Annotated in this window: 29 protein-coding genes; 18 read left to right on the top strand and 11 right to left on the bottom strand. The window is 30.9% G+C overall.

The window, feature by feature from the left end:
* The first annotated feature begins 13 nt into the window (after positions 1–13).
* Positions 14–1,240, top strand: a complete 1,227-nt coding sequence (locus HA148_RS04305; RefSeq protein ID WP_209130503.1) for a glycosyl transferase — start codon at positions 14–16, stop codon at positions 1,238–1,240.
* Here the strand turns inward: HA148_RS04305 and ureC are convergent.
* The 4 genes from ureC to HA148_RS04285 are packed head-to-tail and all read right to left on the bottom strand — an operon-like array spanning position 1,237 to position 4,529.
* Complete coding sequence (gene ureC, locus HA148_RS04300; RefSeq protein ID WP_209130501.1) at positions 1,237–2,946, bottom strand: urease subunit alpha; 1,710 nt, start codon at positions 2,944–2,946, stop codon at positions 1,237–1,239. The two genes, HA148_RS04305 and ureC, sit on opposite strands and share 4 nt — an antisense overlap.
* 4 nt (positions 2,947–2,950) lie before the next feature.
* Entirely contained in the window at positions 2,951–3,271 is a 321-nt protein-coding gene (locus tag HA148_RS04295) for an urease subunit beta (protein WP_209130499.1), read from the bottom strand.
* A gap of 2 nt (positions 3,272–3,273) precedes the next feature.
* Positions 3,274–3,576 carry an urease subunit gamma gene (locus HA148_RS04290; protein WP_025924424.1) on the bottom strand — a complete coding sequence of 101 codons (303 nt, stop codon included), beginning with the start codon at positions 3,574–3,576 and terminating at the stop codon, positions 3,274–3,276.
* A 50-nt stretch (positions 3,577–3,626) separates the two neighbouring features.
* A complete protein-coding gene (locus HA148_RS04285; protein ID WP_209130496.1) occupies positions 3,627–4,529 on the bottom strand; it encodes an urease accessory protein UreD in 903 nt (300 codons plus the stop codon).
* 48 nt (positions 4,530–4,577) lie between these two features.
* Here HA148_RS04285 and ureE point away from each other — a divergent pair, with 48 nt between their 5' ends.
* The 8 genes from ureE to urtE all read left to right on the top strand — a co-directional run bounded on the left by ureE (position 4,578) and on the right by urtE (position 11,549).
* On the top strand, positions 4,578–5,027 hold the full coding sequence (gene ureE / locus HA148_RS04280) for an urease accessory protein UreE (RefSeq protein ID WP_209130494.1): 450 nt from the start codon (positions 4,578–4,580) through the stop codon (positions 5,025–5,027).
* Positions 5,020–5,706 carry an urease accessory protein UreF gene (locus HA148_RS04275; protein WP_209130492.1) on the top strand — a complete coding sequence of 229 codons (687 nt, stop codon included), beginning with the start codon at positions 5,020–5,022 and terminating at the stop codon, positions 5,704–5,706. Before ureE ends, HA148_RS04275 begins: the two co-directional genes overlap by 8 nt.
* Positions 5,707–5,709: 3 nt before the next feature.
* Positions 5,710–6,321 (top strand): urease accessory protein UreG, encoded by a 612-nt coding sequence (ureG, locus tag HA148_RS04270; protein WP_209130490.1) that lies wholly within the window; start codon positions 5,710–5,712, stop codon positions 6,319–6,321.
* 128 nt (positions 6,322–6,449) lie between these two features.
* Complete coding sequence (gene urtA, locus HA148_RS04265) at positions 6,450–7,727, top strand: urea ABC transporter substrate-binding protein (RefSeq protein WP_209130488.1); 1,278 nt, start codon at positions 6,450–6,452, stop codon at positions 7,725–7,727.
* Between the two features lie 82 nt (positions 7,728–7,809).
* The gene (gene urtB / locus HA148_RS04260) at positions 7,810–8,964 is read left to right on the top strand and encodes an urea ABC transporter permease subunit UrtB (protein ID WP_209130486.1); all 1,155 of its coding nucleotides are present in this window, start codon (positions 7,810–7,812) and stop codon (positions 8,962–8,964) included.
* Complete coding sequence (urtC, locus tag HA148_RS04255) at positions 8,964–10,094, top strand: urea ABC transporter permease subunit UrtC (RefSeq protein ID WP_209130483.1); 1,131 nt, start codon at positions 8,964–8,966, stop codon at positions 10,092–10,094. The genes urtB and urtC overlap by 1 nt, the downstream gene beginning before the upstream one ends.
* Complete coding sequence (urtD, locus tag HA148_RS04250; protein ID WP_209130481.1) at positions 10,087–10,836, top strand: urea ABC transporter ATP-binding protein UrtD; 750 nt, start codon at positions 10,087–10,089, stop codon at positions 10,834–10,836. The genes urtC and urtD overlap by 8 nt, the downstream gene beginning before the upstream one ends.
* Before the next feature lie 2 nt (positions 10,837–10,838).
* Positions 10,839–11,549 (top strand): urea ABC transporter ATP-binding subunit UrtE, encoded by a 711-nt coding sequence (gene urtE, locus HA148_RS04245; RefSeq protein ID WP_209130479.1) that lies wholly within the window; start codon positions 10,839–10,841, stop codon positions 11,547–11,549.
* A gap of 32 nt (positions 11,550–11,581) precedes the next feature.
* On the opposite strand, the gene HA148_RS04240 is transcribed toward urtE, so the two are convergent.
* From HA148_RS04240 to HA148_RS04225, 4 genes are all read right to left on the bottom strand, one after another.
* Positions 11,582–11,761, bottom strand: a complete 180-nt coding sequence (locus tag HA148_RS04240) for a hypothetical protein (RefSeq protein ID WP_209130476.1) — start codon at positions 11,759–11,761, stop codon at positions 11,582–11,584.
* Between the two features lie 259 nt (positions 11,762–12,020).
* Entirely contained in the window at positions 12,021–12,194 is a 174-nt protein-coding gene (locus tag HA148_RS04235; RefSeq protein ID WP_209130474.1) for a hypothetical protein, read from the bottom strand.
* A 401-nt stretch (positions 12,195–12,595) separates the two neighbouring features.
* On the bottom strand, positions 12,596–12,910 hold the full coding sequence (locus HA148_RS04230; protein ID WP_025968001.1) for a hypothetical protein: 315 nt from the start codon (positions 12,908–12,910) through the stop codon (positions 12,596–12,598).
* Between the two features lie 128 nt (positions 12,911–13,038).
* Positions 13,039–13,437 (bottom strand): hypothetical protein, encoded by a 399-nt coding sequence (locus HA148_RS04225; protein ID WP_209130472.1) that lies wholly within the window; start codon positions 13,435–13,437, stop codon positions 13,039–13,041.
* A gap of 70 nt (positions 13,438–13,507) precedes the next feature.
* Between HA148_RS04225 and HA148_RS04220 the strand changes: the two genes are divergently transcribed.
* The 3 genes from HA148_RS04220 (at position 13,508) to HA148_RS04210 (ending at position 14,561) form a co-directional block, all read left to right on the top strand.
* Positions 13,508–13,657 (top strand): hypothetical protein, encoded by a 150-nt coding sequence (locus HA148_RS04220; protein ID WP_209131088.1) that lies wholly within the window; start codon positions 13,508–13,510, stop codon positions 13,655–13,657.
* 91 nt (positions 13,658–13,748) lie between these two features.
* Positions 13,749–14,045, top strand: coding sequence for a hypothetical protein (locus HA148_RS04215; protein WP_209130470.1), 297 nt, complete (start codon positions 13,749–13,751; stop codon positions 14,043–14,045).
* Between the two features lie 273 nt (positions 14,046–14,318).
* Positions 14,319–14,561: a hypothetical protein gene (locus tag HA148_RS04210; RefSeq protein ID WP_245152012.1), complete on the top strand. Its 243-nt coding sequence runs from the start codon at positions 14,319–14,321 to the stop codon at positions 14,559–14,561.
* Positions 14,562–14,583: 22 nt separating this feature from the next.
* Here the strand turns inward: HA148_RS04210 and HA148_RS04205 are convergent, their stop codons facing one another.
* On the bottom strand, positions 14,584–14,925 hold the full coding sequence (locus tag HA148_RS04205; RefSeq protein WP_209130469.1) for an RNA-binding protein: 342 nt from the start codon (positions 14,923–14,925) through the stop codon (positions 14,584–14,586).
* Positions 14,926–15,289: 364 nt separating this feature from the next.
* Here HA148_RS04205 and HA148_RS04200 point away from each other — a divergent pair, with 364 nt between their 5' ends.
* From HA148_RS04200 to HA148_RS04175, 6 genes are all read left to right on the top strand, one after another.
* The gene (locus tag HA148_RS04200; protein ID WP_025931807.1) at positions 15,290–15,484 is read left to right on the top strand and encodes a hypothetical protein; all 195 of its coding nucleotides are present in this window, start codon (positions 15,290–15,292) and stop codon (positions 15,482–15,484) included.
* Between the two features lie 157 nt (positions 15,485–15,641).
* On the top strand, positions 15,642–16,964 hold the full coding sequence (locus tag HA148_RS04195; protein ID WP_209130468.1) for a Rieske 2Fe-2S domain-containing protein: 1,323 nt from the start codon (positions 15,642–15,644) through the stop codon (positions 16,962–16,964).
* Between the two features lie 104 nt (positions 16,965–17,068).
* On the top strand, positions 17,069–17,857 hold the full coding sequence (locus tag HA148_RS04190; protein WP_209130467.1) for an ABC transporter ATP-binding protein: 789 nt from the start codon (positions 17,069–17,071) through the stop codon (positions 17,855–17,857).
* Positions 17,858–17,874: 17 nt separating this feature from the next.
* Entirely contained in the window at positions 17,875–18,069 is a 195-nt protein-coding gene (locus HA148_RS04185) for a hypothetical protein (protein WP_209130466.1), read from the top strand.
* A gap of 122 nt (positions 18,070–18,191) precedes the next feature.
* Positions 18,192–18,779 (top strand): Crp/Fnr family transcriptional regulator, encoded by a 588-nt coding sequence (locus tag HA148_RS04180; protein WP_209130465.1) that lies wholly within the window; start codon positions 18,192–18,194, stop codon positions 18,777–18,779.
* 4 nt (positions 18,780–18,783) lie between these two features.
* Positions 18,784–19,071, top strand: a complete 288-nt coding sequence (locus HA148_RS04175) for a hypothetical protein (protein ID WP_209130464.1) — start codon at positions 18,784–18,786, stop codon at positions 19,069–19,071.
* On the opposite strand, the gene HA148_RS04170 is transcribed toward HA148_RS04175, so the two are convergent.
* Positions 19,057–19,611: a ferritin gene (locus tag HA148_RS04170; protein WP_209130463.1), complete on the bottom strand. Its 555-nt coding sequence runs from the start codon at positions 19,609–19,611 to the stop codon at positions 19,057–19,059. The two genes, HA148_RS04175 and HA148_RS04170, sit on opposite strands and share 15 nt — an antisense overlap.
* A 243-nt stretch (positions 19,612–19,854) precedes the next feature.
* Positions 19,855–20,913, bottom strand: a complete 1,059-nt coding sequence (locus HA148_RS04165; protein ID WP_209130462.1) for an ABC transporter ATP-binding protein — start codon at positions 20,911–20,913, stop codon at positions 19,855–19,857.
* Positions 20,914–20,962 lie beyond the last annotated feature (49 nt).

Genomic DNA, 20,962 nt, shown 5'->3' with positions numbered 1-20,962 from the left:
CATCAATTAGAAAATGGACTTTCAACAAGGGTTAATCACAACAATACATGAATATGGAGTTACAAGAAATTTACTTAAAGAATTAAACAAAAGTCTTAAAAAAAGATCAACTAGCATTTTAATACCTTGCTTATATGAAGAGTTTGAGCGTCCAGCATTAAAAGATATAAGAGAAGTTTTAAAAGATCTTTCAGGCTTAAATGAATTAGTTATTGCTCTCTCTGCAAAAACTGTTGAGCAAGTTAAAGCAGCAAAATCATTTTTTGACTCAATGCCATTTCCAGTTCACGTTCAATGGACTAATTCACCCTCTGTAATAGAGCTGTTAAAAAGCCAAGAAAAAAATGGGTTAGAACTTTTAGGAACTCCAGGTAAAGGATGGGCTGTCTGGCAAGGCATAGGAGTTGCAACAAGAAAATCAGAAGTAGTCGCTCTTTTTGATGCTGATATAAGAACTTTTAGCCCTTTATATCCTTCAAGAATGATACTTCCACTTCTAGATGAATCATATGGAATATCATATGTAAAAGCTTTTTACAGCAGGTTATCCTTAGAGACAAATCAATTGCAAGGCAGAGCAACAAGATTATTTGTAGGCCCCTTATTGGCAAGTCTTGAGCAGTTAGTTGGGAAGGGTCCCTTTTTACAATATCTTCAATCATTTAGATATCCATTAGCAGGTGAGTTTGCTTTCACTAAAGACCTAGCTATGAATTTACGAATTCCTTGTGACTGGGGTTTAGAGATAGGTTTATTATCAGAAGTTTATAGAAACGTAAGAACGTCCAAAATAGCTCAGGTTGACCTTGGTCTGTTTGATCATAAACATAAGAACATAGGTGATTCTTCTAAAGAAGGATTGCAAAAAATGTGTACAGAAATACTTTCAAGTGTTTTAAGAGGTCTCATGGAGCATCAAGCGGAAACATTGACTAGCACTCAATTAGCAACTTTAGAAGTTCTTTATAAAAGAGTTGGAGAAGATAGGGTAAAGCAATTTGGTTTAGATTCAGCAGTAAATCAACTTCCATACGATAGGCACGAAGAAGAGCTATCAGTTCAAAAATTTGCGAAACTATTGAGACCTGCTACAGAAGATTACCTGGCTTGCCCTACAACACAACAGTTACCTAGTTGGTCAAGAGTTCTCTCTTGTGAGAACAAACTGCAGGATGATTTAGCCATTGCTGGCTCAAAAGACATAAAAACTACTGAAAAAGAATTAATTAAAAACTTCTAAAGCAAAAAGTAACGCTGAGCCATTGGAACATCATCAAGTGGTTCACAAGTAAGAAGTTCCCCATCGGAAAAAACTTCGTAAGTTTGAGGATCAACTGAAATATTAGGCAGTTTACTATTAAGTTTTAAGTGTGATTTATCAATATTTCTTGTATTTTCTACAGCAATACAGTTTTTTTGTAATCCTAATTTTTTTGGAATATCTTGATCTATTGAATTCTTACTTAAAAAGGTAAAAGAACTCTTAGTTAAGGATTTACCAAAATTTGCAAACATAGGTCTACCAATAACAGGTCCTGGAGTTGGAATTGAAGCATTTGCATCTCCCATTTGAGACCAAACTATGGAACCTCCTTTGACAACTAATTCAGGCTTAACTGCAAAAAATGAAGGTTTCCACAATACTAAATCTGCAATTTTTCCCTTTTCTATAGACCCAACGTATTTATTAATACCATGAGCTATTGCAGGGTTAATTGTGACTTTAGAAATGTATCTCTTAACTCTGTAATTATCGTTCCTATCGGAATCCTGTGATAGAGGTCCCCTTTGTACTTTCATTTTATGAGCAGTTTGAAAAGTTCTTATTATTACTTCACCAACTCTTCCCATAGCTTGAGAGTCACTAGCAATAATTGAGAAAGCGCCCATATCATGTAAGATATCCTCCGCAGCAATAGTTTCTCTTCTTATCCTTGATTCAGCAAATGCAATATCTTCTGGAATTTTAGAATCTAAATGATGACAAACCATTAGCATGTCAAGGTGCTCTTCTAAGGTATTCCTCGTATAGGGCCTTGTTGGATTAGTACTGCTTGGAAGAACATTTTTTTCTCCACAAATTTTAATAATATCCGGCGCATGACCTCCACCAGCTCCTTCGGTATGAAAAGTATGAATTGTTCTTCCAGCAATAGCCTTGATGGTATCTTCAACGAAGCCTGCCTCATTTAAAGTATCAGTATGAATACAAACTTGAACATCAAATTTATCTGCAACATTAAGACATGAATTTATGGTAGAAGGAGTCGTTCCCCAATCCTCATGAAGTTTCAATCCACATGCACCAGCTTCAACTTGATCAATAAGATTTCTTTCGTTTGTTGAATTTCCTTTACCAAAAAATCCTAAGTTCATCGGAAACGCTTCTGCAGATTGAAGCATTCGAGAAATATGAAAAGATCCAGGAGTACAGGTTGTGGCATTTGTGCCAGTTGCAGGTCCAGTTCCTCCACCTAACATAGTTGTAATTCCTGAAGCTAGTGCTGTCTCAATTTGTTGGGGACAGATAAAGTGAATGTGAGTATCTATTGAACCTGCAGTAAGAATATGGCCTTCTCCAGCTATTACTTCTGTTGATGCACCAATAACAATATCAACTTTATCCTGTATATCAGGATTACCAGCCTTACCGATTTCAAAAATCTTTCCATCTTTTATTCCGACATCAGCCTTAATTATTCCCCACCAATCTATGATCAAAGCATTAGTTATTACGGTATCTACAGCTCCATCTCCTCTTGTTACTTGAGATTGTCCCATCCCATCTCGAATAACTTTACCTCCTCCGAATTTAACTTCGTCACCGTAAGTAGTTAAATCCTTTTCTACTTCAATAAAGAGTTCGGTATCAGCAAGCCTTACTCTATCCCCGGTTGTGGGACCGTAAGTTTGAGCATAAGTATTTCTATCAATTTTATAGGACATAATTTTAATTATCTAAAGAACCATTAACTAATGAATTAAAACCATATACAGTTCTTAAACCTGTATAGGGAACTAATTTGACATCTGTCGTATCTCCAGGTTCAAATCTAATTGCTGTTCCAGCAGGAATATCAAGGCGCATACCAAGTGTTAATTCTCGATCAAAAATTAAAGCCTTATTAGCTTCAAAAAAATGATAATGCGATCCAACTTGCACAGGTCTATCTCCAGAATTAGAAACTGTTAATGTTTTAACTTTCTTACCAAGGTTTAATTCAATTTCACCTTGTTCAGGAATTATTTCGCCAGGAATTAAATTACTCATAACTAATTAATCGGATTGTGAATAGTAACTAATTTAGTCCCATCAGGGAAAACAGCTTCTATTTGAACTTCATCAACCATTTCAGGAATGCCCTCCATAACTTGTGATTTTGAAAGCCAGGTAGTTCCCTCTGACATTAATTGACTTACACTTTTTCCATCTCGAGCTCCTTCAAGAACTTGAAAACTCAAAAAAGCAATTGTTTCAGGATAATTAAGCTTTAGACCTCGATTCAGCCTTCTTTCAGCTAAAAGCGCAGCAGAAAAAATCAATAATTTATCCTTTTCTTGAGGTGAAAGATGCATAATAAAAAATTAATCTATAAATTCTTAAAAAAGGTTCTCTATGAACATAATTAATAATTCATAGAATCTTGTAAAGGCCATACACCTTGATATTTTGGCGCAGAAAATCCACAAACAGACCTAATTTGTTTCCAAATACAAAAAAAACATTTCCTAGCATCTTGAGAAGAACTCCCTAGGAATCGTACAGAGATTCCATTTTCAAGGATTCCAATTGATAAATGATTATCAGTTTCATTGAAAATCTTTTTTATATTTCCCACAAGATTATTTATTTTTGACTTGGAAAAATCTTTTTCGCAAATCCAAATTAATGATCCAAAAACAGGCATGTAATCCATACCTGACTTTGCCTCATAACTTGCTTTAGATAATTCAATTTGATCAACATATTCCCAATCATCATATAAATCATTATTTCTCATAATTTCTAATTTAGACCTAAAAACTCCACTCTCAATAGATTCTCCGGAAGAAGATCTTCCAAGTCTTATTAAATCCGTAAATAAAAAACTTGAAGTTTCTGAAATTGATACTTTAAACTTTTGATCATATAAACCATTTGCAAAGATAATGGTTTCTTGAGGCAAATATTCCAAATGAGAATTATCAAGAATGTTTATGAGATTTTTTTGCTTTGAAAAACTTCCATTTGGATTTATTTTAGATCTCCCAACAGATCCATATACTTTCTGAGCTGAAGAAGTTGTCAACAAAACCTTAGAGTTTTTTTCAAGATTCACTTCAAACTCAAGTAAATCTCCTCCAACCAATCCCCCTGCCGTATGAAGAACAGGTAAAATGCATCTGCCCTCCTGATCATGAGTAGACTTTAATAACTTGTAAGGAGAAGTTGATTTAGATTTAAAGATTGTTTTATCAAGATTTCCTAAACTTGCTTTATTATTAAAAAAATTTAAGAAACAATTACCTTCCCAAGGAGTTTTAATCATAAATTGTTTTCTTTAATTACTAAATTAAAGTAACCAAAAATTTTGATTATGAGAATGAATAAACAAATAGTTGTAACTGATTGGATTAAGGAAAAACCGAGATTAGGTTCATTTTTAAAACTTACACTAAGTTCAGATGAAAGAAGAATTTTAAGAGGTAAAAGACTAACCGATTGTGATCAAGAAATAATCTTACTATTACCTAGAGAAGGCAAATTAAATGATGGAGATATTCTTTCAACTAATGAGTCCAATTTTTATGTAGAGATAATTGCCAAAAAAGAAAATTTACTTGAAATAAGTTCAAATTTTAAAATTGAACTTATTAAAACTGCTTATCATTTAGGAAATAGGCATGTAGAACTACAAATAGAAGAAGACATTCTTCTAACAAAAAGTGATTACGTAATTGAAAATATGCTTCATAATTTTAAAGTTGATGTAAAAAATACCAAGAAAAAATTTTTTCCGGAAAGAGGTGCCCATAGTCATGAGTAAAAGTCACTTATTAAAATATTTATTAATAAGCCCTAACTTACCAGTTGGAGGATTTTGTTATTCGGAGGGATTAGAGAGTTACATAATTACTAAAGATTTAAAAGATTCAAATTCGTTAAAAGAATTAATCATAAGTGAACTAGAAATTGGCCAGATTAGACTAGATGCTAGACTATTATTAGAATTTTTTGATATTTTTAACGAGTTAAACGACGGCAAAAATTTAAAAAGTAATTTGCAAAACCTATTGAGTTTGGATAAATGGATCCTCTCATCAAAAGACTCTGTCGAAATGAGAGAACAACAAACTCAAATGGCAAAATCTCTCTTTGATCTAAACAAAGAATTTGGATTTGAATATCTTTATAAAAAAAATAAAAAAAACTCCTGGCCTTTAGCGTGGAGTTGGGCTTGTTATTGTTTTGAAATTACGAAGTTAGAAATGGTTGAGAATTTTTTCTACTCGTGGAGTGCGAACCAACTTAGTGCAGCATTGAGAATTATTCCTATTGGTTCAACAAAAGCACAATTAATTCAGAGAGATTTATTAGCAATAATTTCAAAAGTTTCTAAAGAAATTATGGACAAAGAATTTAATGACATCTATTTTGGCAATGTAGGTTTAGCTATGGCACAACAAAATCATAATGACCTTTATACAAAACTTTTTAGAAATTAATTTATGAGCAGCAAATTGAGAGTAGGAGTTGCTGGGCCTGTAGGCTCAGGGAAAACTGCATTAGTAGAGAATCTATGCTTAAGCCTAAAAATAAATTATGAGATAGCAGTTGTCACCAATGATATATACACTAAAGAAGATGCTAACTTTCTAATAAATAAAAAAGTTTTAGAGGAAGGAAGGATTGTTGGTGTAGAGACAGGAGGTTGTCCTCATACAGCGATAAGAGAGGATTGTTCCTTAAATAAAAATGCAGTTTTAGATTTAGAAAATAAATATAATCCTTTAGATTTTGTTTTTGTAGAAAGTGGAGGTGATAATTTAGCATCTAGTTTTAGCCCAGAACTTGTAGATTTATCAATATATGTGATAGATGTATCTGCTGGAGACAAAATTCCTAGAAAAGGTGGACCAGGGATCACAAGGTCAGATTTATTATTAATAAACAAAATTGACTTAGCAGATATGGTTGGTGCAGATTTAAATATTATGAAAAGTGATACGGAATTTATGAGAAAAGGGAAACCTTGGTTTTTCACCAACCTTAGTAAAGGCAAAGGTATTGAAGAAATAACTAAATTTCTAGAATCCCATATACCCAAAAATCGAAACTAGCAAAATAATTATTTGTTATATATTGGATTCAACAAAAAGTTACGACTGATACAAAACGAATCCTCACTCGTTAATAACTTTTACTTTATCCCCCTAATGAGGGTCAATTACCTAATTTATCCTAATTCATGAGAATTTCAAGGCGTATTTTGGCAGGATTAGCTACTGCCTCACTTGCTGTCACAGCAACTTCATGCGGTGGAGGTGGAACCTCCGGAAGTTTCGACGACACGGTTACCGTTGGTATTTTGCATTCGTTATCTGGAACAATGGCAATTTCTGAATCAACCCTTGTTGATACTGAAAAAATGGCTATTGAAGAGATAAATGCTGCTGGTGGTGTAATGGTTGGCGGTAAAAGCTACAAAATAGAATACATAGTTGAAGATGGTGCATCTGATTGGCCAACTTTTGCTGAAAAATCTAAGAAACTTATAGATCAAGACGGAGTTCCTGTCGTATTTGGTGGTTGGACATCTGCTAGTAGAAAGGCAATGTTACCAGTCTACGAATCAAAGGATGCTTTCCTTTACTACCCAATTCAATATGAAGCCCAAGAATGTTCTAACAACATTTTCTACACTGGAGCTACACCAAACCAACAGTCAGAACCCGCTACAGATTTCATGTATAAGCGTTCTCCAGCAGCTGGTGGAGATTTCTTCCTTGTAGGTTCTGATTATGTTTTCCCAAGAACTTCCAACACAATCACAAAAGCTCAGGTAAAACAATTAGGAGGTAAAGTTGTTGGAGAAGATTACCTTCCATTAGGAAATACTGAGGTTGCTCCAATTATCTCAAAAATCAAGAAGGCGCTTCCTGAAGGAGGAATAATCATTAATACACTTAATGGTGATCAAAACGTTGCATTCTTCAAACAGATTCAAGACGCGGGTATCACACCTTCGAGTGGCTACTACGTAATGAACTATTCAATTGCTGAAGAAGAGATTAGTACAATTGGTCCTGAGTTCCTTGAAGGTCACTATGGCGCTTGGAACTACATGATGTCAATTGATACTCCTGCATCTAAGAAATTTGCTAAAAGTTTCAAGAAAAGATGGGGAGCAGATCGTGTTGTAGCTGACCCTCAAGAATCTGCTTATAACATGGTTTACTTATGGAAACAAGCAGTTGAAGATGCTGGAACTTTCGACGACAACGCTGTTAGAGAAGCCCTAGTTGGACAAAAGTTTGATGCCCCACAAGGTCCAGTTGAAGTTATGCCTAATCATCACTTATCTCAAACAGTAAGAATTGGAGAGATTAATGCAGAGGGTGGCTTTACAATTCTTGAAGAGACAGGAGTTGTTCTTCCTCAAGCATGGAACCAAAAGCATCCAAGCTCAAAAGGATTTGCATGCGATTGGACAGATCCTTCAAAAGGTGAAAAGTATAAGCTTTAATTTAATTAAAACCTATGCTTCAAAATAAAAGGAGGTTAACACCTCCTTTTATTTTATATAAACAAATATTTTCATTTTCAAATTGGAGTTACTTCTCGACAGTCTTTTTAATGGTGTTGCGATCGGATCTGTACTACTTGTTGCTGCATTAGGCCTTGCGATTGTTTTTGGTCTCATGGGTGTTATTAATCTTGCCCATGGTGAACTTATGATGCTTGGAGCTTACACAACATACGTTACACAATTAATTTTCAAATTACCTATATTAAAACCCTTCTATAATTCATACATAATAGTTTCAATTTTCCTTGCATTTATTGTTAGTGGAATAGTCGGCATTCTCCTGGAAAAAACTATAATAAGGAAGCTTTATGGAAGTCCACTAGAAACTCTTCTCGCCACTTGGGGCGTTAGTTTAATTCTTCAACAATTTGTCAGAAGTGTACCATTGGCTTATGGGACCGGTCTAGTTATAAGCCTTATAATTGGTTTATTTTTACCAGCAACTTTTCCACCAAAAATAAAAGAATCAATAAATTTCAAATATTTTAAATTTAGTTCTTGGATATTGGCTGCTTTAACTGGGGTTCTCACCGGTAGCGTTATTTCATCCACTGTAAGCAAACTAAGTAGAGCGAGTGCTCGTAATGTTGATGTAACAGCTCCCTCATGGATGAGAGGTCAGGTAGAAATTTTAGGAACTGCATTTCCTAAAACAAGATTAATGATAATTGTAATTACACTTGTCTCTGTAATAGCAATTACATTATTTCTTAATCAAAGTGCTTGGGGGATGCGTATTAGAGCAGTTACTCAGAACCGACAAATGAGTGACTGCCTTGGGATATCTACTGAAAAAGTGGATATAATTACCTTCGGAATAGGATCTGGCTTAGCAGGAGTTGCTGGAGTAGCCGTATCACTATTAGGTTCTGTAGGACCAAATGTTGGCGGAAATTATATAGTTGGTTGTTTTATGGTTGTAGTGCTGGGAGGAGTAGGAAATTTATTAGGTACAGTACTAGCTTCCTTTGGAATTGGAATAATGACGGATTTAATTGGAGCTGGAAGGCTCTTATCAATATGGCCAGATATGCCTTTACCACTATCAAACACAATCAACTTTTTCGCAACAACAAGTATGGCAAGAGTAATGATATTTGCATTAATAGTTATATTCTTGCAATTTAAACCCACTGGTTTATTTCCTCAAAAAGGCAGGATGGTGGAAAACTAATGTCTCTAAGTAAATTTAAATTTGATAGAAAAATAGTATTATCATTCTGGATAATATTAATAGCTCTAATTATTGCAGCACCAACCTTACTCCCTGTATTTAGACTAAATCTTCTTGGTAGATACTTATCTTTGTCCATAGTTGCTCTTGGTGTAGATCTTATCTGGGGATATACAGGTTTACTAAGTCTTGGACAAGGAATATTTTTTGCATTAGGTGGATATTGCGCAGCAATGTATTTGCAAATAACCAGCTCTTCTGAATTCCCAAATAATATTCCTGAATTTTTTGCTTTATATGGTGTTGAAAAATTGCCTTTTTTCTGGGAACCGTTTAAATCGCCAATTTTCACCTTCTTCGCTATCTGGATAATTCCAGCATTGATTGCGGGTTTAATTGGATTTCTTGTTTTCAGGAATCGAATCAAAGGGGTTTATTTTTCTATACTTACTCAAGCTTCTCTTCTTGTATTCTTTAACTTCTTTAATGGACAACAAAAACTAATTAATGGAACAAATGGATTAAAAACAGATGTAACACAACTATTTGGTCAGATGGTAGGTTCTGAGTCCATGCAAAGAATATTCTTTTGGATAACGGCCATACTAGTAATAGCCGCATGGTTTTTTGCAAAGTGGGTAGTTAGAGGAAGATTTGGAAATATTCTTATAGGAATACGAGATGATGAACCAAGAGTTAGGTTTACAGGATATAACCCAGTTATATTCAAGACTATAATATTTTCTATTGCTGGAGGTCTCGCTGGAATTTCGGGAGCTTTATATACTGTTCAGTCTGGAATAGTATCACCACAATTTATGACAGTTCCCTTTTCTATAGAAATGGTTATATGGGTTGCTGTTGGAGGTAGGGGGACTTTATTGGGAGCAATACTAGGAGCAGTTTTCATCAACTATGCAAAAAGTTTAGTAAGTGAAGCTTTACCTGCTAGCTGGATGTTTATCCAAGGTGGGTTATTTATCTTAGTTGTAACAGCTCTGCCAGAGGGAGTTTTAGGATGGATTCAAGGAGATGGCCCTAGGAATCTTCTTCAAAGATTTGGCATGAAAAGGAAGATTGAAACCTATCCAAGCTTAGAAGTTAACAATAAGGAGGGTAATAATGAATAATAAAGATCTTCTAAATTTAATAGATATTACTGTTAGTTTCGAGGGTTTTTTAGCTCTCAACAAACTTAATTTAAATTTAAAGAAAGGAGAATTAAGAGCTGTAATAGGACCCAACGGGGCAGGTAAAACAACATTTCTTGATGTAATAACTGGAAAGGTTAAGCCAACAAAAGGTGAAGTAATTTTCAAAGGAAAATCTTTAGTAGGTAGAAAGGAGCATAAGATTGCTCGACTTGGAGTGGGAAGAAAGTTCCAAAGTCCAAGAATCTTTGAAAATCTAACAGTTAAAGAAAACCTTGAAATATCAGTGTCAACTCCTAAAAGTCCCTTAAACCTTATAAATAAAAGTATTAAGGATGAGCAGCTTAATGAGATTGAACGTCTTATGAAGATTATCAATTTGGCTCAAAAAGTTGATTCTAAAGCTGGTTCTTTATCACATGGCCAAAAACAATGGCTCGAGATAGCCATGTTAGTAGGACAGAAGCCAGATTTAATGTTAGTTGATGAACCTGTTGCTGGTTTAACTGATGAAGAAACTGATCTTACAGCTGATTTATTAAAATCATTATCAGGAGAAAATACTGTAGTTGTAATAGATCACGATATGGAATTTATAAGAAGACTTGATAGTAATGTTTCAGTATTAAATCAAGGCACAGTATTATGCGAGGGGACAATGGAAACTATACAAAAGGACCAAAAAGTTATTGATGTTTATCTAGGTAGGCCTGAGGATTAGTTATGAAAAACTTACTAGAAATCAAATCATTGAATACATATTATGGCGAAAGTCATATTCTCAGAGATGTAGATTTAAATGTTCAATCAGGAGAAATGGTTTGTTTGATTGGAAGAAATGGAGTTGGCAAAACAACTTTATTGAAATCTCTTATTGGTTTACTAAAACAAAAAAAAGGCGATATTTATTTGATTGGCGAAAATATCAACAGAAAAGCGCCTCATCAGAGGGCTAGGAAAGGAATGGCTTACGTTCCTCAAGGGAGGGAAATTATTCCATATCTATCAGTTGAAGAAAATCTTATGTTAGGAATGGAGTCTCTGCCAGGTGGCTTATCTAAGAACAAGAAAATAGATCCATTTATTTATGATCTCTTCCCAATCCTAAAAGATTTTTTACCAAGGAAAGGGGGAGATCTTAGTGGAGGACAACAACAGCAACTAGCTATTGCAAGAGCTTTGCTGGGCAAACCTCAGCTTCTACTACTTGACGAGCCAACTGAAGGCATTCAGCCGAATATAGTTTTAGATATTGAAAATGCAATCAATCAGATTATTAGAGAAACAGGAATTGGTGTTTTACTGGTTGAACAACACTTGCATTTTGTAAGGCAAGCCAATAGATATTATGCTATGCAACGAGGGGGTATCGTTGCTAGCGGAAATACTAGTGAGTTGAGTCAATCAGTTATTGATAAATTCTTAAGCGTTTAAATAAATTACTTTAGGTTACTAAAAACTTTTATTCATTTTTCGCATCTTATTAGGTCTATACTGTTTGGATGTTCATTGATATATTTATTAAATTCCATTGCTAGAGTTCTAGCCTCATAAGCGTCAAAAGCATAAAAACAATTTTCTAATCTTATATTTTGAAAATCACGATAATGAACTGTATAAGGCTTCAATATATAATTTTTGTTCATTTTTATTTGCTAAAAAGCAATAACTACATATATCAACCTTGCATATGTTCATAAATTTAAAGCACTACTTTTGTTGTTATCAAAATATATTCACTTAATTTATGTATTTAAAAATACTTTATGAAGAAAAAAGTAGTTAATCTATTTCTTTTTTATTTTTAGAGTCATGCTTTTTACCTTCTATTAAAAAAACAAATTTAGATAAAATAAAACCAAAAACTGGAACCCAAAACTTTTCATAAAAATATTTCATAAAAATTTAAGCAGCCAATGAATGGTCATCATTAGTTTCATTTTTATTTATAAGCTTCAAATCTATAGTATTAAATAAATGTTGCATAAGAAGAAAATCAAGTTCCCCTTTTAACAAATTAACATCGGATGAAAGTAGATCATCAACAAAATCATCAAAAGTATCTGAAAGAGGATTCACAATAAAATTTTATTTTTGTCATTATCGTCTCATTAAAAATAAAAGTCAACCAAACTTGAATATTAATTTTTGATATTAAAAAAAAAAATGAATGAAGACTAAAAATTTAAATAATAAATATAAATAAGCAAAATAATATATTTAATATCAAGCTTAGGGTCTTTGAATTAAATTTCATTTATCTTGCTTTTATAATTTTTATATCTCTTCTGATTAGCATTATGAAAACGACCAAGCATATATTTGCTAAACAGAAGTTTAAATAATTCATCATCAAACCAATTAATTTATTTATAGCAAGATTATTGATGTGCCAATTCGAAAAGAATCACTTAAAAAAGTTTAAGTGGCAATACATTTTTGATGGCAACCAAACTTAACATTATAAATCTGATGTAAAATTATTTTTTAATTAGCTCGAAGTAACCATTTTTATTTAATAAGTATTTATCAAACCAAAGGCTTAATAGATTATCTAATCCTATTCCATTCATTTTATTTATTTGAGAAGTCTTATAGTCTGAAAGTGCAAGCAATAAATACGGAAAAATCATATCAGAAACCCCTTTTGGCAGTTTTTCTAAAGGTACTCCATGAGCTCTATCCCATAAAATTTGCATATCCTGAGAGAACAAAGAACTCCAATAACTAAAATTACAATATAATTTATCTGGAGGGAGTAGATTTACAGATAAAACTGGGAGAGATGAATTCATAGGAATAAATATTTTATGGATAAATTTTATTAAGGTTTTTTGAAATGGTAGTAAATAATTTCTAATACAAAAATCACCTATAAATGCAATTCTAATTTAACGCACAGTACAGCACTAAGCAACACTTTTTATGTATCATATTTTTCTGTCATTTCCTGAAATTTAAGGAATGATAAAAACTTTTTATAAGTATTCAAGTCAAAAGCCTCGTTATTTACTTCATTTAATTGGGTATAATCACCTGGATTAAGATGATTTACTAATTTAGTATCGATTTGAGGTTCTGATTTATCTATAAAGTTAGCAGAATTATCTGTTAAGATTTGTGGATGAGATTTAGGAAGTTGAAATGATGGAGTTGCTTTACCATTATTTTTATTAAATATGCCCCTTATAGAAAGAGCTTCCTCTACCAAAATACTTATTATTTTTGAATTACTTAAATTGTTCTCGATACTCAACTTATCAATTATTCTCATAACATCTTCTCTAGGGATAAAACCAACTCTTTTTTTCTTGGTAGGCATTTATAAATTAATTAAAGTTCAGCACTTGACTATAGTAAGTGTTGCACTATATTCATTATAAGTCAATTAAATGCTCATGATTTTACCAACAACTTTACTTTTAGGAGCCCTTGGATATCTTTTCTACACCTCAAAAAAAGAAATTTCAATAGATCACTTTGAACCTAAAGAAAAAGAAAATGATGATTTGTATAAAGATTTAGAAGATTTATTTATTTAAAATTATTCACTTCATAAAAAAACTTTGTTTCTTGACTAAATATATACAAAAATTTAAACATAATTAGAATAAAATTAAAGATATAAAATAAATGACTGTTCATCAAGATTACGAAATTAAAATCAATCTGAATGAATTGATTGAGAAAAGAATTCCATGTTGTGATTTACTTCATCCAGATCATTGTCTAACTGAAAAACAAGTTTCTGAAATTGCGCATGATATTCGTATGGATTTAAATTTGCATGATCTTTACAAGCAAGTGGATCAACACATTATGAATTATGTAAATGCAGCTGGTATTGATAACAAAGAACATTGGGTTGAACCACATCTTCCAGATTTGGAGAGAGATTTAAAAGAAGAAGTTGGTATAGAATTTGATTAATTTTTTCTAAAAAAAAATTTAATAAATGTATTTTTTTTCTAAATCATCTATTAATTTATAAATACTTTTAGCTGATCTCTTTCTTTTCTTTAAAATTCTAATAACTATAAAACCAATCAATACTATAAAAATAGGTGTGAAAATAATAATTTCATGATTCATAACCATCAAATAAAAGCATATTATTAAAATTATTAAAAAGTCTGCACCAATAAAATAGGTACTTTATACAAATATCTTTCACTATAAAAAATTAAGATTTCTCATATAAAAGTGAAAGAATTAAAATTTTTTGTAAATTATGTAGATATAATTTTTAATTCAATAAAGATAATGATTAATTATTTTGCTTTAACAGTAACTGAGATGGGGATCGGCAAGATAGAGTTAGCAGTTATTGGCTCAGTAATTTTAATATTTCCAGTTTTATTTGTTTATGCATCTAAAAACCTTGATGCTAAGGGGGTTTTCGAATGGATGATGGAGAAACCCAATGATTGGATAGGTAAAAAATAAGACTTTAACAATTTACATTTTTCTAGTTGAATTTTAAATTTTCTAATTTACTAATAGCAAAATCATAAACTTGGCAATTATTTTCTAAATCATTAACTATTGAATTTTTTAATAGAGAATAATCTATATACTTATTTAATTTATTATTTTTAAATTCCTTATTAGTCTCTCCAATAGCAAATGCCAAAGCTCCATCATAAGAAATCCCGAATTTGGTAGTGTTGCAATAAGTTCTAGTGAATTTATTAGAAATCTTTTTAGTATACTTTTCAAGAGTTTTAGAGGAAGTATCTAATGAGTAAACTGGACTATTAAATAGAAGAAGCAAAGTTAAAATGAATATAGTAAAAAATCTTTTGATCATAAAATTTCATAAATTGCAGGATTAATATAGTTTAGAGTTTAACTTTGCGGACCAAGTTTTATTAAAAATATAGAAATTAAAAAATTGTTGAACTTAACAGCTATTTCATATTTTTGAAGATAAAAATTCTCTAAATGAGTACTTTAAAGTTTGAATTTTTTTTGGTAGTTTTTTTAAAAAACGCCTAAATGCTTTTGGCATAGTAAAGTCCCTATCAATAATTAATAAATAACAAATAATACTTTGGTATTCAATAAATAATTATCCAAAAATAAGTAAATTAATTATTAAATATATGATTGAGCTATGGAAATGTATTTGAACATGAATTATTGTTTAATTGAGAATTAAATACAAATTAAATATGGCACTACCAGAACTTATATACGCTCCTATAGATGGGGGAACAATACATAGATATGAGATTAGTGGTGGCAAGAGAAAATTCTTAAGATTTATAGGTTGTTATTTAGGCCAGTGTAATTTCCACAAAAATATTGATGATGCTATTGATTACATAAAAAATTTGAAAGAATCACAAAAGATACAAAAAACATGACATTAAGATACATAAATACGGTAGGGAATCAATATTCTTCAATAACTATATAATTATTGCTACAAATAATAGAGAATTTTCTTTTTATAAGAAATTGATTATTTACTTGGGTTATAGTTCCGAAAGATAAACAGTCAATTAAAAAAGAAATTAATTTATGGAAAACAGACAAATTAATTTTTTTAAATCAAAAGACTTTAATACCGTTCTTAAGCCATTTAAAAAAGGAACGGTAGTAAAAATTGACTCGTTAGATATTAGAGAAAATCAAAATGAATTAAAAATAGGTTTATTTGGTTGGTATGCAATTTGTCCTTCAAAAGAACTAAAAAAAAATCAGCTGAATTATTTTTCACTCTATAATGAGCCTCTTGTTCTTTATAGAGATGAGAATGAAAACGTTAGGTGCATTAAAAATATTTGTCCACATAGGGGAGCCTCTTTTTTTGGAGGAACACTATCAGATGGAGTTATAACCTGTCCATATCATGGAGCTAAATTCTCATCTGGTGGAAGTTGCCAAAATCTGGATAGAATAACATGTAGTCACATAGTTGATAATAACTACGATAACTACGCCAAAAGAATTCACTTATCTCAATACAAAGCTCTAGAAAAGAATGGATATATTTTTGTACATTACTCAAAAAAATCCGACACCGATTTAAACAATATTAGTGAAGATTCACCAATAATTAACTACGATTTAACTGATAATGGTTTTTCAGAAAAGGATTATGTATTTGAAGAAGCATTAGTCGACTTTAAATGTGATTGGTCAAGGATAATTGAAAATCACTTAGATATCCTTCATCTATTTTGGGTTCACGGCGATACAATTCCTGATAAAGATGTTAATAAAAATGTATTAGTTAGTTTCAACCAGAAAATTAATGTTACACCTAAATATATTGAAAGTATTTATTACTACAAGAACAACCCTAAAAATGAATTTATCCGGATAAAATACATCCCACCTGGACGGATATTAATTTATAAAGGAGATCCTTCTGCAGCTAGATATTTACAAGTTTTAGATCATATTCCACTAGGAGATAACAAAGCAAGAGTAATAGTTAGGCACTATAGGAAATTTCTACAAAATAAACTACTTAACAACCTCTTATTATTTAAAGAGAATCAAAGAAAGATTTTTTATAAGATATTTGATGAGGATTATATGATTTTAAAAACGCAAACATATAATCACAATATGGGATATGTAAGTAAAGATGAAATAAAATTATTGGGAGAAGATAGAATAATAAATTACTTTTGGAAATGGTATAAGAAGTCTGAAGATAAAGATGAACCTTGGAGAAATATTAATAAAACTCAAAATCTCAATGTATACGAAAAAGTTATAATGAAATATCCACCTGAGGTAAAGAAATTAGAAATCATAAATAATTTGAATATCATAAGAAAAACATTTATACGATTTGCTGCTCCGCTTATATTTTTTATGTTATTAATATAATTTATGCAGAAAGTAAATAGACCTTCATGGTTGAATTGGCTTTATCTTTTGATATTTATTTTAAGCTCAATTCAATTAATTATATTTTGGAGCAATAAGTTCTAGTGGTTAATAACTTTTGGTTTGAGGCAAAAAATATAAATTGTTTTAAAAATGACTTTAGAGTAATTAAAGATTTAAATTTAAAGATATCGTATTTAGAAAATGTAATATTAATTGGACCAAATGGCTCAGGTAAATCATCTTTAATAGAAGTAATTAATAGAAACATTTATCCTGTAATAGCTAATGAATCAAAATTAAAAATATTTGGCAAAGAACTTATAAATTTATGGGAACTAAGAAAAAGAATAAGTACCGTAAATAATGATATAAAAAATAGAATAAATCCAAATCTGCAAGTTTTTGATTTAATTTTAAGTGGACTATATGGAAGGTATTGTTACGTACAAAATAAATCTGAAAGAGACTCTTATAAAGTTCAAAAAATAATGATGAAAATGAATATTTCTAATTTATCTAAAAAATATTTTTCATATTTATCAGATGGAGAAAAAAAAATTTCTCTCATTGCTAGGGCGTTAATAAAAAAACCAGATATCTTGATCCTAGATGAACCAATTGCAAATTTAGATTATAAATCAAAGTTTTTTGTTGTTGATAAGATTAATGAATTATCAAAATTAAATACCAGAATATTTTGCGTTACTCATGATATCTCTATGATTACAAGAATATATGATCGCGTCCTAATGCTAAAAGATGGCAAGATAATCGCTGATGGCCATCAAAATAAAGTTATAAATAGTGAGAATCTTAATAAGTTATACGGCATTGATGTAGAGGTGGTTAAAAATAATGGACTTTGGAATATAAACAGATTATCTAAATAACAATTATAAAAATAGCTATGGCAATAGCAAGGAATACAAACTTTTTGCTTTTTAAAAATGAAGAGGATTTTTTTTTAAATGAAGAAGATCCACATTTAGAGCAGACAATCTTACCTCCTAAAGAACGATCTGAGACAAACGAAGAACTTCCACAATTAAAACAAACTCTATTTACGCTCATCAAAAATAAAATTTTTAGCAATTCTATCTAAATTATATTGCTAAATACTATGTAAAGAAAAACTTCAGATATTCGATGATAATGAGAATCTATTGCAATAAGTAAATTTATAGTGCATAATTGATAATAATTCTCATTATCATATTTAAATTAATGAATTTCCATAGTTATGGAGAATCTCCGTCAAAATTAGTAAGGATAATTACTGGACAATCTGTATTAATAGATCCTTCATCAAGACCAAGAGGGACTTGCCTAGAAGTCGAGAGTGGAATTGCAAGAGTTTATTGTCCTTGTGAAGAAACTGAAGGAATGACGCTCGCATTTTTACAATCAGGAGATCAATTAAGGACAGACCTTTTATGTAGCGAAGGTGTCTGCGTTGAAGCACTAACAGATTTGTCGTTTCATAGCAATGTAAATATTGATGAGAATATGGGTTTCGATGCAGTAAATGAATGGACTTTGCAACTCCTTAGGATTAGACACTTAGGAAATGCAGAGCAGCGATTACAAGCCTTGTTTTCAATACTAGTAAATCGTCTTGGTAAAAGATGTGGCCAATGGTGTGAGTTACCTTTTAGGTTAACTCACGAAAGGATTGGCGAATTAATCGGTTCTACACGAGTAACATCAACAAGATTAATTTCTAAATTAAGATCATCTGAGTTATTAATAGCTCCTATCGGGACCCAAACAGTCAGTGTTGCCCCTTCTTTTATTGAAACATCGCCGCTATAAAAACATGAAGGAATCACAATCACTTACAAACAACTTGTTAATGGAAATTGATGTTTTATCGAATAGACTCAGAAATATCAAGCAATCCTATAAAACTACAGAAAATAAAGCATTGAAGGGAAGATTATTTGCTGAAAACAAAAATATTTTTAAAAGAGTTAAAGAGATTCATAAAATAGCTGAACTCTTAAATAAAAATAATGAGAAAATTAACTTTTCGAATTTACTTTTTGAAATAACCAAAAGGACATTGAATGAAAATAAATTTGAAAGTAATTTATTTTTTCTTTAAATCACTATCTATTAGTAATATTGCCGAAGGTTGATTAGAAGCAAACTTTACCTTGCCCAGTATGTTCGCAAATTCATCTTCTGATTGTGTTTGAGCCTCTATAATAGGATCTAAAAATACGTTAGTTCTTGTATCTAAAATTCTTTCTGAAATGGAATAAAGTTGTTGTAGAGATGAAGTTAAATCAGCCTCCATATTAAAAGAATAAGAAATCAGCTCCTCTATAGAATCCCATGTTTGAACGGGTGAAGGAATTTCATCTAATTTAACGCTCTGTCCTCTTGCGATTAAGTAATCTGCAAATTTCTGAGCATGCTCCAGTTCGCCTTGTGATTCACTTAGAAAATGAGAGGCAAATCCATTTAAATCACGTTCTTGAAACCATAGATACATAGAAAAATATTGAACATTTGCATATCTTTCCATTGTTAGATGTTCAAAAATGTTATCTAATAAACTATTGTCTATCGGTTGAGCAACAGCTCTTCCAGATGGACCAAAATTAATTAATTTCTTTGTTCTTAAATTATTTTCATTCATATTCAACAAAGTATCTAAATGAATAATACAACATTTTGTATAAATTAGTAATTAATAAATCCTTTAAATTAAATTAAATAATATGATAATGAAAATCACTCGCAATACTATAAATGAATTTAGAGTACAGTTTTTCTGAACTGCTATTAACTGAAAAAATATATAAAAGTAAAAAAAAGAAATGTAAAAAGAAAAAATGCTCTAATTGGAAGGGAGGCAAGTGTAATTGCCTATAAATAAATTCTATATATGTACCTTATGTGCTCCAGGATATAAAAAATAATAAATATTTTTATTAATAGAAAGAGAACATTTATCACCATTATTTAGAAGATTATTAATATCAGTTCTAACCCTTAATATGTATCCATTAATAGATACTTTATATAAAAGAAATTCTCCAAGAAATTCTTTAGACATAACAATCGCATCACCAGATTCTGACCTTTTAATTGAAATAAATTTAGGCGAAATTGACATACTTTTGATACTTGTATTTTTCAAATACTCTGAACAATTTATTTCACCTAAACAAGAAATATATGAATTACCATTTTTTTTGAGACTAATAATATTATTGCCCAAAATAAAACTACTAACAAATATGGTCTTGGGATTATTTAGAAGGTTAATTGGTGAATCAATTTGATGTATTTTTCCATCATTCATAACGGCGACTTTATCGCAAATTGACATTGCTTCTTCCGGATCATGAGTAACCATCAATCCGCTTGCATTACAACCTTTTAGAATATTAGGAAGTTCACTTCTCAATTTTAGTTTGACATGCATATCAAGACTACAAAAAGGTTCATCTAATAAAATAAAATTTGTACCTGGAGCAAGAGCTCTTGCAATTGCAAGTCTTTGTTTTTGACCACCAGAAAGTTCATGTGGGTACCTTCCAACAAAACTATCAAGACCAACAACATTTAATAAATAATCAACTCTAGATCTGTCTTTTTTGTTTTTCAAACCAAAAATTACATTTTCCAAAACAGTTAAGTGAGGGAAAAGTGCATAGTCTTGAAAAACCATACCAATATTTCTTTTCTCAGGACTAAGAATTTTTTCCCTACTTGAAATTTCCTTATCATTTAGAGAAATTCTCCCTTTAGATGGGTATTCGAACCCAGCAATTAATCGTAAAAGAGTAGTTTTTCCGCAACCAGAAGGACCAAGCAACCCTAATAATTCGCCATTTTCAATTTTCAGGTTAATTTCGTTTAATATCCAATTTGAACATTCTCGCTTATCATATTTATGATGCAGATCATCAATTATTAACGCATCATTTTTCACAAAATTTTTATTCTTTAAATATATTAAATTAGCAGAAAATATTATACAA

The sequence above is a fragment of the Prochlorococcus marinus XMU1405 genome, from assembly GCF_017696275.1.
Lineage (GTDB): Bacteria > Cyanobacteriota > Cyanobacteriia > PCC-6307 > Cyanobiaceae > Prochlorococcus_A > Prochlorococcus_A marinus_AB.
This window is presented reverse-complemented; position numbering and strand designations above follow the sequence as displayed.

Bases quoted from the DNA above. Each gene is read 5' to 3' on its own strand.
- HA148_RS04305 (WP_209130503.1), top strand. From the start codon at position 14: ATGGACTTTCAACAAGGGTTAATCACAACAATACATGAATATGGAGTT.
- ureC (WP_209130501.1), bottom strand. From the start codon at position 2,946: ATGTCCTATAAAATTGATAGAAATACTTATGCTCAAACTTACGGTCCC.
- HA148_RS04295 (WP_209130499.1), bottom strand. From the start codon at position 3,271: ATGAGTAATTTAATTCCTGGCGAAATAATTCCTGAACAAGGTGAAATT.
- HA148_RS04290 (WP_025924424.1), bottom strand. From the start codon at position 3,576: ATGCATCTTTCACCTCAAGAAAAGGATAAATTATTGATTTTTTCTGCT.
- HA148_RS04285 (WP_209130496.1), bottom strand. From the start codon at position 4,529: ATGATTAAAACTCCTTGGGAAGGTAATTGTTTCTTAAATTTTTTTAAT.
- ureE (WP_209130494.1), top strand. From the start codon at position 4,578: ATGAGAATGAATAAACAAATAGTTGTAACTGATTGGATTAAGGAAAAA.
- HA148_RS04275 (WP_209130492.1), top strand. From the start codon at position 5,020: ATGAGTAAAAGTCACTTATTAAAATATTTATTAATAAGCCCTAACTTA.
- ureG (WP_209130490.1), top strand. From the start codon at position 5,710: ATGAGCAGCAAATTGAGAGTAGGAGTTGCTGGGCCTGTAGGCTCAGGG.
- urtA (WP_209130488.1), top strand. From the start codon at position 6,450: ATGAGAATTTCAAGGCGTATTTTGGCAGGATTAGCTACTGCCTCACTT.
- urtC (WP_209130483.1), top strand. From the start codon at position 8,964: ATGTCTCTAAGTAAATTTAAATTTGATAGAAAAATAGTATTATCATTC.
- urtD (WP_209130481.1), top strand. From the start codon at position 10,087: ATGAATAATAAAGATCTTCTAAATTTAATAGATATTACTGTTAGTTTC.
- urtE (WP_209130479.1), top strand. From the start codon at position 10,839: ATGAAAAACTTACTAGAAATCAAATCATTGAATACATATTATGGCGAA.
- HA148_RS04240 (WP_209130476.1), bottom strand. From the start codon at position 11,761: ATGAACAAAAATTATATATTGAAGCCTTATACAGTTCATTATCGTGAT.
- HA148_RS04230 (WP_025968001.1), bottom strand. From the start codon at position 12,910: ATGAATTCATCTCTCCCAGTTTTATCTGTAAATCTACTCCCTCCAGAT.
- HA148_RS04225 (WP_209130472.1), bottom strand. From the start codon at position 13,437: ATGCCTACCAAGAAAAAAAGAGTTGGTTTTATCCCTAGAGAAGATGTT.
- HA148_RS04220 (WP_209131088.1), top strand. From the start codon at position 13,508: ATGCTCATGATTTTACCAACAACTTTACTTTTAGGAGCCCTTGGATAT.
- HA148_RS04215 (WP_209130470.1), top strand. From the start codon at position 13,749: ATGACTGTTCATCAAGATTACGAAATTAAAATCAATCTGAATGAATTG.
- HA148_RS04205 (WP_209130469.1), bottom strand. From the start codon at position 14,925: ATGATCAAAAGATTTTTTACTATATTCATTTTAACTTTGCTTCTTCTA.
- HA148_RS04200 (WP_025931807.1), top strand. From the start codon at position 15,290: ATGGCACTACCAGAACTTATATACGCTCCTATAGATGGGGGAACAATA.
- HA148_RS04195 (WP_209130468.1), top strand. From the start codon at position 15,642: ATGGAAAACAGACAAATTAATTTTTTTAAATCAAAAGACTTTAATACC.
- HA148_RS04185 (WP_209130466.1), top strand. From the start codon at position 17,875: ATGGCAATAGCAAGGAATACAAACTTTTTGCTTTTTAAAAATGAAGAG.
- HA148_RS04180 (WP_209130465.1), top strand. From the start codon at position 18,192: ATGAATTTCCATAGTTATGGAGAATCTCCGTCAAAATTAGTAAGGATA.
- HA148_RS04175 (WP_209130464.1), top strand. From the start codon at position 18,784: ATGAAGGAATCACAATCACTTACAAACAACTTGTTAATGGAAATTGAT.
- HA148_RS04170 (WP_209130463.1), bottom strand. From the start codon at position 19,611: ATGAATGAAAATAATTTAAGAACAAAGAAATTAATTAATTTTGGTCCA.